This is a genomic window from Parahaliea aestuarii, assembly GCF_008064635.1.
GTDB classification, from domain to species: domain Bacteria; phylum Pseudomonadota; class Gammaproteobacteria; order Pseudomonadales; family Halieaceae; genus Parahaliea; species Parahaliea aestuarii.
In genome coordinates this window covers 811,581-823,986 of record NZ_VRYZ01000001.1, presented here as the reverse complement: position 1 = coordinate 823,986, position 12,406 = coordinate 811,581, and the positions used below count along the sequence as shown (strand labels likewise).

The 12,406-nt window shown below is 64.9% G+C and carries 9 protein-coding genes; 5 read left to right on the top strand and 4 right to left on the bottom strand.

Going from position 1 to position 12,406, the window contains the following annotated elements; genetic code table 11:
- Nucleotides 1–10: 10 nt before the first annotated feature.
- Nucleotides 11–832: a sulfurtransferase gene (locus tag FVW59_RS03735; RefSeq protein WP_148062861.1), complete on the bottom strand. Its 822-nt coding sequence runs from the start codon at nucleotides 830–832 to the stop codon at nucleotides 11–13.
- Between the two features lie 56 nt (nucleotides 833–888).
- On the opposite strand from FVW59_RS03735, the gene FVW59_RS03730 reads away from it, so the two are divergent.
- The gene (locus tag FVW59_RS03730; RefSeq protein WP_148062860.1) at nucleotides 889–1,392 is read left to right on the top strand and encodes a DUF2244 domain-containing protein; all 504 of its coding nucleotides are present in this window, start codon (nucleotides 889–891) and stop codon (nucleotides 1,390–1,392) included.
- Nucleotides 1,393–1,443: 51 nt separating this feature from the next.
- Here the strand turns inward: FVW59_RS03730 and FVW59_RS03725 are convergent, their stop codons facing one another.
- Both FVW59_RS03725 and FVW59_RS03720 read right to left on the bottom strand, forming a co-directional pair.
- Complete coding sequence (locus FVW59_RS03725) at nucleotides 1,444–3,834, bottom strand: FAD-binding protein (protein ID WP_148062859.1); 2,391 nt, start codon at nucleotides 3,832–3,834, stop codon at nucleotides 1,444–1,446.
- Nucleotides 3,835–4,046: 212 nt separating this feature from the next.
- Nucleotides 4,047–5,117, bottom strand: coding sequence for an AraC family transcriptional regulator (locus FVW59_RS03720; protein ID WP_148062858.1), 1,071 nt, complete (start codon nucleotides 5,115–5,117; stop codon nucleotides 4,047–4,049).
- A 171-nt stretch (nucleotides 5,118–5,288) separates the two neighbouring features.
- On the opposite strand from FVW59_RS03720, the gene rimO reads away from it, so the two are divergent.
- Nucleotides 5,289–6,605, top strand: a complete 1,317-nt coding sequence (gene rimO, locus FVW59_RS03715) for a 30S ribosomal protein S12 methylthiotransferase RimO (protein WP_148062857.1) — start codon at nucleotides 5,289–5,291, stop codon at nucleotides 6,603–6,605.
- A 7-nt stretch (nucleotides 6,606–6,612) separates the two neighbouring features.
- A complete protein-coding gene (locus FVW59_RS03710; RefSeq protein ID WP_148062856.1) occupies nucleotides 6,613–7,335 on the top strand; it encodes a 16S rRNA (uracil(1498)-N(3))-methyltransferase in 723 nt (240 codons plus the stop codon).
- A 24-nt stretch (nucleotides 7,336–7,359) separates the two neighbouring features.
- Here the strand turns inward: FVW59_RS03710 and FVW59_RS03705 are convergent, their stop codons facing one another.
- A complete protein-coding gene (locus FVW59_RS03705; protein WP_187275738.1) occupies nucleotides 7,360–9,789 on the bottom strand; it encodes a TonB-dependent receptor in 2,430 nt (809 codons plus the stop codon).
- A gap of 327 nt (nucleotides 9,790–10,116) precedes the next feature.
- Between FVW59_RS03705 and FVW59_RS03700 the strand changes: the two genes are divergently transcribed.
- Both FVW59_RS03700 and FVW59_RS03695 read left to right on the top strand, forming a co-directional pair.
- Nucleotides 10,117–12,120, top strand: a complete 2,004-nt coding sequence (locus FVW59_RS03700) for an alkaline phosphatase D family protein (RefSeq protein ID WP_187275737.1) — start codon at nucleotides 10,117–10,119, stop codon at nucleotides 12,118–12,120.
- Between the two features lie 92 nt (nucleotides 12,121–12,212).
- On the top strand, nucleotides 12,213–12,404 hold the full coding sequence (locus FVW59_RS03695; protein ID WP_148062853.1) for a hypothetical protein: 192 nt from the start codon (nucleotides 12,213–12,215) through the stop codon (nucleotides 12,402–12,404).
- Nucleotides 12,405–12,406 lie beyond the last annotated feature (2 nt).

The following is a 12,406-nucleotide window of genomic DNA, read 5'->3' as shown; positions in this document are numbered from 1 at the left end:
GCGCGCTCCCTTACAGGTAACTGCACCAGTCCGACCAGCTGCCGGCGTAGAGCGTGGCGTCGTTGCGCCCCAGGCGGGACAGGGTGAACAGATTGACGCAGGCGGTCACGCCCGAGCCGCAATAGACCACCAGATCTTCCGCCGCCAGGGCGTCGCCCCAGTGTTCACGCAGGCCCTCCTCGCCCTTCTGCCCACCGCCGTCGGCGACCGTATTCAACCAGGGCCGATTGACGGCGCCGGGGATATGGCCGGCCACCGGATCGATGGGCTCCTCACGCCCCTCGTAGCGGGCCGCTTCCCGGGAGTCCACTACCAGGGCGCCATCCGCCTGGGCCTGTCGCAGGCCGTCGATATCGCATACGCCGGTCCAGTGGCCGACATCCGGTGCCTCGCAGGGGTCGGCAATCGGCAGCGCAGTTTCCGGCTGCCCGCCGGCGGCCAGCCAGGCGCTGTACCCACCGTCCAGCAAGCGCGGAGGGCGATAGCCCAGGCTGCGCATCATCCACCAAAGGCGAGCGGCGAAAGCCTGTTTGCTGTCGTCGTAGGCAATCACTTCGCTGCCCTTGTGAATGCCCAGGGCGGCCAGCGCGGCGGCAAAGTCCTCGGGCGTCGGCAGCGGGTGACGACCACCGTGCTGCGCCTGCGGGGCCGACAGGTCGCGCTCCAGGTCGAGGTAGAAGGCGCCCGGGATATGCCCGGCTGCATAGGCGGCGCGCCCGGCATCGGGGTCGCCGAGGGCAAACCGGCAGTCCACCACCGTGGCGCGCTGCAGGCGCGCCGCATCATCGGCAGCGACCAGGCGCGCCTGGACGGAAAGGTGTTGATCAGACATCGAAAGCTCTCCTGTGTCGGTCTAAACTTAACAGGAAACCGACCGGGACACCCACTGTGGTCACCAGCCTTCGCCATCCGCGGCAATTAATGATTGTCGCCCACCCCAATCGATCCGCCAGCTGGCAGGCCAACAAGCTGGTACTGCTGGCCCTGTCGGTGCCGTCGCTGGGCATCGCCATCGGCTTCGCCATGGTCGGGGCCTGGCCCATCCTGCCCTTCGCCGGACTGGAGCTTGCGGCCCTCGGCAGCGCCCTGTACGTGGTGAACTGGAAGTTGCAGTATCGCCACGTCATCACCCTCACCGACGACGAAGTGCGAATCGACAAGGGCTTCTACCTGCCGCGCCAGAGCTGGCGCTTTGACCGCGCGCATACCGGCGTTGCCATTGAGCGGGAACCTCATCCCTGGGAGGGTCCCGGGATCTGCCTGCAACATCGCGGCGAAGCGGTCAGAGTGGGCGAATTCCTCAACCGCGAGGACTGCCTGGCCCTGCTGCAACTGCTGCGCCGCGAGTTGCGGGTGCGCAGCGACAGCAGTGCCGGCTTCGCGGCGTTCTAGCGGCCGGCCAGGCGGCAGCGGGCGCCGGTATCGCACCGGCGCCCTTCAGCCTCAGAAATTACCGGTATCCGGCTTGGCGATAAAGTCGTTCTGGTCCAGCGCCTGCTGCGGTACGCAGTCGCCGCTGCCGCCAAAGCACCAGGTGGGGTGAGACACGAAGCTGTTGGAGACATTGGCATTGTGGTGGCGGTTGTAGAGGTCATAGCGGTAGCTCTGCCCCGCCACCATATCCACGCAGCCGCTGGGGCGACGGGGGCTGGCGTTGTAGCCGACCTCCGCCACCTGGGCCTTGTTGATCCACACCGAGGAGCAGCTGTTGCGGCCGGTAATGATGCTGGTACCGGGGCTGCCGTTATCAGTACCGAAACAGTAGCGACCCGTTGCCGGCGCCACGAACTCCGCAGAGAACATCACTTCCCAGGAGCGGTTCCAGTTGCCGGCATTGCCGCTCCAGGCCGGGCTCCAGTTGAAGGTCCCGGCAGTGTAGGTGTGGTTCTCTGACTCGTAGTCCCAGCCGGCGCGCATGTTCTGTTCCTGCTCGGCGCCGAAGTTGCCCTTCATCTCGTTCCAGTCGTCGGCCACGCCGCAGCTGCCGTCGGCAAAGAAGCCGTCGCCAAAGCCGAGATCGTCGATGCGGGCATACATGCCGGAGAACTGGTTGGGCGCCTTGTCGGCGCAGTCGCTGATGCCGTCGGCGTCGCTGTCCAGTGCCGCGCAGGGGCCGTAGTAGGCCTGGGCAAAGTCGCCGCCCTCCTGGGGCGAGGCAAAGCCGGCATTGCGCGTGAAGCTGTTGCTGAACACACCGTAGGGATCGAGCTGGGCGATGGCCTGGTTGAAGTTGCCCACTTCCGGCGCATTGCGGGCCTGCAGCGAGGGCAATTCGAACACCCACTCGTCGTTCTTGCCCCAGTGGGGCCAGTAATCATAGTTATCCACCAGGTGGGTAATGATCTCCCGGTAGGGGGTGTTCACATGGGCCTCCAGGCCGGCCTCGTCGAGTCCGTAACCCCAGTACTCCACGAATTCCAGGTGCACCATGGGCTCGCCGTGGGCAATACCGTTGCGGGCATGGTTGCTGGAAATCAGCAGGCCGTCGTCGGCAGTATCGAAGCGCATGATGGTACCGATCAGCGGCTGGCAGATATCGTCGCGGTTGTAGATGCTGTCGAGGTACTGCACCGCGGCCTGGATCTGGCTGAAGGGCAGCGCACCTTCATATTCCAGCTGGGAGAAACTGGGCTGGTTGTCGAGGAACTTCTCCGGCTGCAGGGTAATCATGCGGTGCGAGGGTCCGGTCAGCACAGTATGCCGCGAGACGACTGGCGACAGCGGCTCCGGCCCCTGGGTCACCACGAGCGGCGGCTGATCGCGGTACAGGGACAGGCGCGTCCCCTCCACGGTGCACTGCAGGCCCTTGTTGCACATGCCGGCCTGCAGGCCGGGGACTGCGAAGGTAGTTTCCAGCCCGGACAGGTTGGGCGTGAACAGCTGGTTCTGCGCATAGGGGCTGTCCACCGGGTTGTCGGTGCGTGCCCCGCATAGCAGTTGCACTTCGTCCTGGCCCGGGAACCAGGTCAGGAACACGTAATCGCAGCCCGCTACCGCCGCGGCCACGCCGCCGTTGGCGACAAAGGTGGTCTCATCCACATAGCGCACTTCCATGGCCACGTTGAACTGCGGTTCCAGTTTCAGTCGCGCCCGGGCCACATAGCCGAGCAGGCCGAGGTTGGTTTTCAGGGCCGACCACAGGTTGGGATCGGATACTCCAGTAGTCCCCTCACTGTAAGTGGTCAACTGCCCGTCGGGGCCGACCACATCCAGCGCCACCACGGCTGAAGAGATAGTGGCGGAAGACTGCAGGGAAGAGCCGTGGGCACCGGTGGCGATGGCACCGCCCACGCTGATACCGCCGAAACCGGTGGCGCCGAAGCCGTGGCTGAAACCCTGGGCCGCCAGGTGCTCCTGCAGGTCGTTGATCTCCACCCCTGCTTCCACATTCACGGTGTGGCTGTAGGACTCGAAGGCCTCCACCGGCCCGATGTGGGTGAGGTGGTTGGAGCGCACCACCGCTGCGTCGTTGTCACCGCAGATGATACTGGTGGCGGAGTGGCTGGTGCCGGCGGGTTTCACCTTGAGGCCGGAGCTGACCACGGCGCGAATGTCGTCCTGCAATTCGGCGATGGACAGGGGCTCGTAGATCGGGGCCGGGGCGCAGGTCATGCCCTGGGCGTAATAGGCCATCAATTGGCTGCCCGGATCGGCGCAGTCCTCGGGACAGTTCTGGGCGTTCTCCCCCAGTTCCGCATCGCAATCGTTGTTGCGACAGGAACTGGCCAGGGTGGACAGGGCGGGGCAGGACTGGGCCTGCGCCTCCGCCCCCACCAACAATACACTGAACAACCCGGCCGCCAGGGCCAGGCTCGTCGATGGCACTCGCTTCATTGCGCACTCCTTGCGCCGGGCGGGCAATACCGCGCCGGCTGGCTTGTTGTTATGGCTCAAGGGTTGCCAGCAGCGGCTCCCCACAGCTCTACCATAGCCGCAGGGCCCAACGCGTCAATCGGGCAATAGCGTCGCAACCTGCTGTTTTTTAAGGTTTTTACAAACGGCTTTTGCGGTGGTGTCAAAAACTGACAGGGGCTTTCGCTGCCCTGTCAGAATTCGATACCGCCGGGCGCCCGGCGCCGGCGCCATTCAGCGGGGCTGAGGCCGGTCCAGCGGCGCACCGCCCGGCGCAGGTTGGAGGGAGACTCAAAGCCCTGGCGCCGGGCCACCTCGTTGACACTGAGGGAGGTATCCGCCAGCGCGCCCAGCACCTGATCGCGCTGGACCTGGTCCTTGATCTGCTGGAAGGCCGTGCCCTCTTCCTGCAAGCGCCGGTGCAGGGTGCGCTCGTGGCAGCCCAGCCCGGTGGCGATGTGGGTCAGCGCCGCCTCGCGATCTTCCCCCAGCGCCCGACGCACCCGTGCAGCGAAGGGTTCGCCGCGGTCAAAGCGCTCCAGCAGTTCGCTGCACACCTGCTCGCAGGCGCGGGCCGTGATCGGGTCGGCATTGGGCAGTGAGTGAGCCAGCACGCCGGTATCGAACAGCAATTCGTGGCGCGGCTGGTCAAAGTGGACGTCACAGCAGAACAGTTCGCGGTAGCGCCCGGCGTAACCGGGGGCGGGATAGGCCAGGCGCAACTCCTGCAGCTGGGTGCGGCGGCCCACCAGGGCGTGGTTGAAGCGCAGAAAACCCGCCAGCAGCATTTCCATGAAGAAGCGCCGCGCGGGGCCGCCCGGCAGGCTCTCACTCAGGCGAATCAGGCCCAGACCGCCCTCGTGATGCAGGCTCATGCTGGCCATGGTGCCGTAGTAGAGGCGCTGGTAGGTCAGGGCGATATTGACCGCCTCGAGGTCGGTGGCGGCGCTCAACATGGCGTAGCCGATGGGGCCGTACTCGGTCACACCGGCGGCCTCGCCGTAGCACAGGCCGAGATCCGCTCGCCCGGTCAGGTCCAGGGCCTGCTGATAGACATGCAACAGGCCGGCGGCGTCGACCACCTGGTGATTTTCGCTGCGCGCATCGACCTGCTGCGGGCCCAGGCCGCTGCCGCGCAGCAGCACCGCTGCCGTCAGCCGCCTGTCGAGCTCCGCCAGATGCCGCAGCGAGGCGCCGACCCGGGCGCCGAAAACACAAAAGCCACTGGCTGGCGGTGCAGCCGCCAGTTGGAGAACACTGCCCACGTTGTCGTCCTGCTGTTATTGTTCTGCCCCGACTATAGCATCGCCTGCGGTATCTGCTGCGGGGGTGACCGACCGGGAGAGGCGCGGTACAGGGAGAAATACTGCCACAGACAGGCCCGGCAGTGTCCGCTATAATCCGCCCCCGTTTTTTCAGCTCCAGCAGGTTCCCCCATGGCCAGTAACAAGGTCGGCTTCGTCAGTCTCGGCTGCCCCAAGGCGCTGGTGGACTCCGAGCGCATCCTCACCCAGCTCAAACTGGACGGCTACGAGATCGTACCCAGCTACGAGGACGCCGAGCTGGTCGTGGTGAATACCTGCGGCTTTATCGACAGCGCCAAGCAGGAGTCCCTCGACGCCATCGGCGAGGCCCTGAGTGAAAACGGCAAGGTCATCGTCACCGGCTGCATGGGCAAGGGGGACGACGCCGCGGCTATCCGCGAGTTGCACCCCAAAGTGCTCTCGGTCACCGGCCCCGCTGCCTACGAGGAAGTGGTGGGCGCGGTACACCAGTACGTGCCCCACACCCCGGTACACGACCCCTACACCGACCTGGTGCCGCCCCAGGGCGTCAAGCTCACCCCGCGCCATTACGCCTACCTGAAAATCTCCGAAGGCTGCAACCACCGCTGCAAGTTCTGCATCATCCCCGCCATGCGCGGCGACCTGGTGAGCCGCCCGATTGGCGACGTGATGGAAGAGGCCGAGCGCCTGGTGAAGGCCGGGGTGCGCGAGCTGCTGGTCATTTCCCAGGACACCAGCGCCTACGGTGTGGATATGAAATACCGCACCGGCTTCTGGAACGGACGCCCGCTGAAAACCCACATGCAGGCGCTGTGCGAGGCGCTGGGTGAATTCGGCGTGTGGGTGCGCCTGCACTACGTCTACCCCTACCCCCACGTGGACAACGTCATCCCGTTGATGGCCGAGGGCAAGATCCTGCCCTACCTGGACATCCCCTTCCAGCACGGCAGCCCCGACGTCCTCAAGCGCATGAAGCGCCCGGCCGCCGCGGAAAAAGTGCTGGATCGCATCCACAACTGGCGCAGCATCTGCCCCGACCTGACCCTGCGCAGTACCTTCATCGTCGGCTTCCCGGGCGAAACCGAGCGCGATTTCGACATCCTGCTGGACTTCCTGCGCGAGGCCCAGCTCGACCGGGTCGGCTGCTTCCAGTACTCGCCGGTGAAAGGTGCCGCCGCCAACGACCTGCCCGACCATGTGCCGGAAGAGGTCAAGCAGGAGCGCTGGGAGCGCTTCATGGCAGTGCAGCAGGAAATCAGCGCCGCCAAACTGCAGGCCAAAATCGGCAAGACCATCGAGATTCTTATCGACCAGGTCGACGAGGAAGGCGCCATCGGCCGCTCCACGGCCGATGCGCCGGAAATCGACGGCAAGGTCTACCTGGATGGCATCACCGACCTCAACCCGGGCGACTTCGTGGAAGCGGAAGTGACCGGCGCCGACGAATACGACCTCTGGGCGGGGTAACCCGCCGGTGAACCTGCTGCTGTTCAGCGCTGCCGATCTAGGCGCGCCCGGCCAACTCCAGATCAGCGACGAACGCCTGCAGCATCTGCACAACGTGCACCGGGCAGCCGTTGGCGACAGCATCCGCGTCGGAGAAATTGGCGGACATATGGGCGAGGGCCGCATCGCCGAACTGAGCGCTGCGCGGGCCATCATTACCTTCCAGCTGGACTGCCCTCCCCCGGCCAAACTGCCAGTGATTCTGCTGGTGGCCCTGCCCCGGCCCAAGATGCTGCGGCGTATCCTGCGTTCCGCCGCTGAATTCGGCGTGGAGCAACTGGTGCTGTTCAACAGCTACCGGGTGGAAAAGAGCTTCTGGCAGACCCCTGTTCTCAATGACAGCACCCTGCGCAGCTACCTGCTGCAGGGCCTGGAGCAGTCCCGCGACACGATGCTGCCGCCGGTCACCCTGGAGCGGCGCTTCAAGCCCTTCGTGGAAGACCGCCTGCCGGGCCTGCTGCAAAACCGCCGCGGCCTGCTGGCCCATCCGGCCCCCACTGCCGCGGCTGCACCGGACCACGCGAATACGCCCCTGCTCCTGGCCATCGGGCCGGAGGGGGGCTTTATTCCCTATGAGGTTGAGATGCTGCAGAAGGCGGGCCTGGAGACGGTATCCCTCGGCCCGCGCATCCTGCGAGTAGAAAACGCGGTCACGGCGTTGCTCGGCCGGTTGCTGTCACCGGGCTGCTGACTGCCTTTTTGCTAGGCCCGCCCTCTAGAAGCGGTACTCCAGCTCAGCGCCGTACATGCGCGGCGGCGCGTAGGCCAAACCGCCTACCCCTTCGGATTCCACCAGGGCGGTACCGCCCACGATGTAGTCCTCGTCCGTCAGGTTGGTGCCATAGAGCGAGCCCACCCAGCGCTCGCTGGGGGATATCCAGGTCAGGCGGGCGCTGAGCTCAAACTGCTCGTCCTCGAACCACAGGCCGCTTTCGCAACTGCTGGAATCAAAGCAGAACTCCATGTCCATTTTCCAGCTCGCCTGCACCCGCGGCAGGAAGGTGCCCATACCGGTTTCGATGGTGTACTGGGCGGCCAGCAGGTAGGTCTGCTCGGCCAGGCGCGGCAGGTTTTCATCAGAGCGGTCGTTGGGGCAGGCATCCACCACCACCAGGCTCAGGTTGGAGCGGGTACAGCCCGGGCCCGGCGCCACACTGGTATCGGCCAGCAGGATCTGGGTGTCGTCGAATTCCTGGATATCGCCGTCAGCCAGCGTCATGTTGAAGGTCAGCATGAGGTTGTCGGTGGCCAGCCAGGTCGTTTCCAGCTCCACCCCGTCGATGCTGGACTTGGCCGCATTGATGGTGGCCCCGGAAGGTGAGTTGGTCTCCGGGTTGATCACCAGGGTGGTGAGCTGGCGGTTGACGTAATCGGTAAAGAACAGGGCGCCGTTGATCCGCAACCGGCGATCGGCGAGGTCCAGCTTGAAGCCGAGCTCCCAGTTTTCCACCTCTTCCGGCTCGAACTCTTCCAGATCGCCGGTGGGTGCCTCGGACAGGCCGCCGGAAAGGAAGCCCTCGCTGTAGGTCAGGTACACGCTGCCCTGGTCGATCCAGCCCATCTCGTCGATAAGGTATTGCAGGCTGGCCATGGGCGTGACATCGCTGTTAGACACCTTGTCACGGGCAGTGTCCATCTCCATGAGACTGAAGTCGGGATTGTAGACAAATCCGGGGCGTTGCACCGCCCACAAACCACCGCCCACAGGGAATGCCGGCCCGCCGTTGGCGTCGAGGGTTGCCGGGTCGATGGCGTAGTTGGTGCGGGAGAGTTCACGCTCCTCGTCGGTGTAGCGCAGGCCCACCGTGGCGCGCCAGTTGTCGTTGAACTCCCATTCCGCCTGGGCGAAAGCCGCCACTGCCTGGTTGTCGGCGTCCAGGATGGAGGAGGAGACGTTGAGGAAGAACAGGTTGGCAATGGCCGGGTCGAAGGGGCCGAGGTAGCTGGTGTTGGCGCGCCCGCCGGTCTCCTCCTGGAACCAGTAGAGGCCGGTCACGTATTGCAGGCGCTCATCGAAGCCGCTGCCCACCAGTTGCAGCTCCTGGCTATACTGATCGCTTTCCGAGGGGCTGTTGAAGCTCGGGTGTACCGTATTGGTCCGGTGCAGGAAGGGCACCCCGATACTGTCGAGATCGTCGTTCTGCGATGCCTCGGTGCCACGCCAGGCGCTGATGCTCTTGAGGCTGAGGTCATCGGTCAGGCCCCACTCCACCGTCAGTGAAGTCCCCTTGTTCTCGGCGTAGTAGTCGCCGCCGAGGTCGGAGATCACCGTATTGTTGTCGCCGGCTTCACGGGCTTCGGCGCAGTGTTCATCCACGGTTTTGCCGGTGGCGGGCACAATGGCGATGGTGTCGAAGATCTGTGCCTGCCAGCCGATAATCTCGGGTACCGGCATGCACTTCTGCGGCCGCATGGTCTGATCGGTTTCCGCCCAGTTCACATTGAGATCGACGGTGAGGTTGTCGGTGGGCACCCAGCGCGTCTGCCAGATCAGGCTCTGGCGATCCTCGTCCATGTAATCCTCGCCGTCAAAGCCGTTGTCGATATAGCCATCGCGGGTGCGGGCGACACCGGACAGGCGAGTCCACAGGTTGTCGGTAAGGGGCGCATTGAGCACAAAGTCGCCATCCAGGCGATCGTAGTTGCCGACCCGGACACCCACCGAACCTTCAAACTCATCGGTCGGCCGGTTGGTGGTGAACACCAGCGCGCCACCGGTGGTGTTCTTGCCGAACAGGGTGCCCTGGGGGCCGCGCAGCACCTGTACGGACTGGATGTCATTCAGGTCCAGCAGGGCGCCATCCGGGCGGCCGGCGTAAACGTCGTCGATGTATATACCCACGCCGGAGTCGATATTGGCGCCGGAATTGCGCTGGCCGACGCCGCGGATGTAGACGTTGGCCAGCGGCGCATTGCCGTTGGCGCTGGCAACATCGATGCTGGGCGCAATCTGGTTCAGGTCGGACAGGTTGCGCACACCGGCATCGCGCAGGGCGGCGGCGTCCATGGCGGTGACCGCCACCGGCGTTTCCTGCAGACTCTCTGCCCGCCGGCGTGCGGTGACGACCACTTCTTCAAGTACATTGTTCTGGGCGACAGCCGTTGCAGGGGTTATTTGCAGCGCCGACGCCACGGCGGCGGCCATCAGAACAGGAGCGAACCCCTTCCGGGAAGGTACAGATACTGGCATTACACACCTCTGGTTTATCATTATTTTGCACGCGGTGGCAGCAGGTCAGACGCACACCACCGTTCTGGTACAACATTGCCCGCCCCTGCATTAGAACGAGTTTCCGCCGGGGCAACAAGGCGGCAAATTGCCAGAGACCGGCTCACCGAAAACTTCCGGCCGGAATCGGGCAGAGTGGTTCAACTATCAGAACTGACATTGTCATCGCAGCCATTTCCGATGGGGGGCTGTGGGGAAGCGACAGAAATCGCTAGAGTATCGGCTCGTTGCCAGGAACCCGCCATGAGCCTTTCACGCCGAGAATTTATTACCCTGCTGTCCGCCGGTACCTATCTATTGAGCGCCGGCGATCTTGCCGCCGCTACTGTTGATGGCGCTACGCCCGCCTCACCGCTGGATTTCCCTCAGGGCCTTGCCTCCGGCGACCCGCGCAGTGGCAGCGTCACGCTGTGGACCCGCGCAGTGCCGCGCGATGGCGCCGAGGAGTGCGCCGTCGTCCTCGAATTCAGCGAGCGCGAGGATTTTGCCGAGCTGCTGCTCACCCGCACCCTGTCAGTGCATACCGAGAACGACTACACCCTGCGGGTGTTTATCGACAGTCTCGCGCCGGGGCGCTGGTACTACTACCGTTTTCGCGGAGCCGACGACAGTGTGTCGCGCCCGGGCCGCACCCGCACCGCGCCCGCACCGGATCAGGCACAGCCCCTGAAGCTGGCCTTCGTCAGCTGCCAGAACTATGAACAGGCCTACTTTGGCGCCTGGGCCCGAATGATCGAGGACGACAGGGCGGCCCCGCCCGGGGAAGGTATCGACGCTGTACTGCACCTCGGGGACTTTATCTACGAACGCAGCTGGCATACCCGCCAGGACGGCAGCCCTCCCTCCCGGGTACTGCCCCCCTTCCCGGATGGCGCCAGCGGCGAGGGCAACCGCTATGCGGTGAGCCTGGCGGACTACCGCCACCTCTACCGGACCTACCTCGCCGATCCCCACCTGCAGGAAGCGCGGGCGCGATGGCCCTTTATCTGCACCTGGGACGACCACGAATTCAGCGACGACAACTTCCAGAGCTACAGTCACTATGGCCCCGAGCCACAGCTGGAGGCGCGGCGCAAGCTCGACGCCAATCGCGCCTGGTTCGAATACATTCCCTGCGCCCTGGACGAATTCAGCGACCAGCCCAGCCACGGCCTGCGCAGCGCCGCGCTCGGCGAAGACGACGAGTCGGACAATCGCCTGGCCCGCGACAGCCTGTGCATTTACCGTCGCCTGCAATGGGGCAGCCTGGTGGACCTGTTCATCACCGACGCCCGCAGCTACCGCAGCCCGCCCTGCCTGGCGGAGGGCACCGCGGAAGCTCTGGGCCTGCCAATGAACTCCGTCGAACTGGTGGCACTGGCGGATGCGGGGCGCGAGTACAACGGCGGCCAGCCTCCTGCCACTCTCCCCTGGGGTGACGGGCAGATGCCAAACCCGGCCCGGGACCGCGCGCCGGGAACCTGTCTCGGCGGCGCCCAGCGCCAGTGGCTGTTGCAGGGCATGAGCGGCTCCAGCGCCACCTGGAAACTGTGGGCCAATCCCCTGCCCCTGCTGCCGCTGCGACTGGATTTGTCCAGTATTCCCTTCGCCGGTTATGAGGACTGCGTGTTCAACATCGATGCCTGGCAGGGCTATCCCTACGAATACCGCCTGATCATGGAACACCTGCAAAGCACCGGCACCGCCGGAGTGGTCTCGCTGTCGGGCGATCACCACATGCATGGCGCCGGCGCCATTCTCGCCGACCCCGGCGATGCCGACAGCCCGGCTGTGGCGGTGGATTTCAACTGTGCCGGTATCAGCTCCACCCCCCTCTACGACAGCGTGCGCGCCATCGCCGGCGAGGACCACCCGGATTTTGCCGCCCTGGTCACCGCCGAGCATGACGGCATTTCCCACCCCAACTGGAATATGACCCTGCAACAGGGAGTCCTGGCCGCCTTTGCCTACCAGCGCCTGGGCAGTGAACGCCTGGCCAACTGGCTGGGTGGCAATCCGGCCAATCCGGGATTGCGCTTTGCCGACAGCGACGCCCATGGCTACGGTATTGCCCGCTTTGGTGTCGATGCACTGATGGTGGAACTGGTGGCGGTGCAAGATGCCGAGCGCCCTTTTACCGCCGCGCCGCGGGCCCGCTATCGGGCGCGTTTTCAGGTGGCGGCCTGGCAGGCTGGCGAGCAACCGCTATTGGACAGCCCGCGCTTCGAGGGTGAGCCGCCCTTTCCCTTTTCCCCGGTGAAGGGGTAAGCTGACTGCAACAACCGGAAACTTTACACGTCACGCCGCTGTCATAAAGGAATGGCAATCTGGAGCGGTAAACGCAAGGAACAGCAATCGACATGACCACCAACACATCCAATACCTTTAACGCCAGCGAGCTGTGCAGCCGCAAGCTGTGGCAGCTGGTCAATACCCGTCGCAACATCAGCGATGCCGAACTGAGACAGGCGGTGCGCGAGTTGTCAGAGCGACGTCACTACCTCCAGGAATTGCAGGGCCTCAAGGCCCTGGATCGGCTGGAGCAACACTGAAA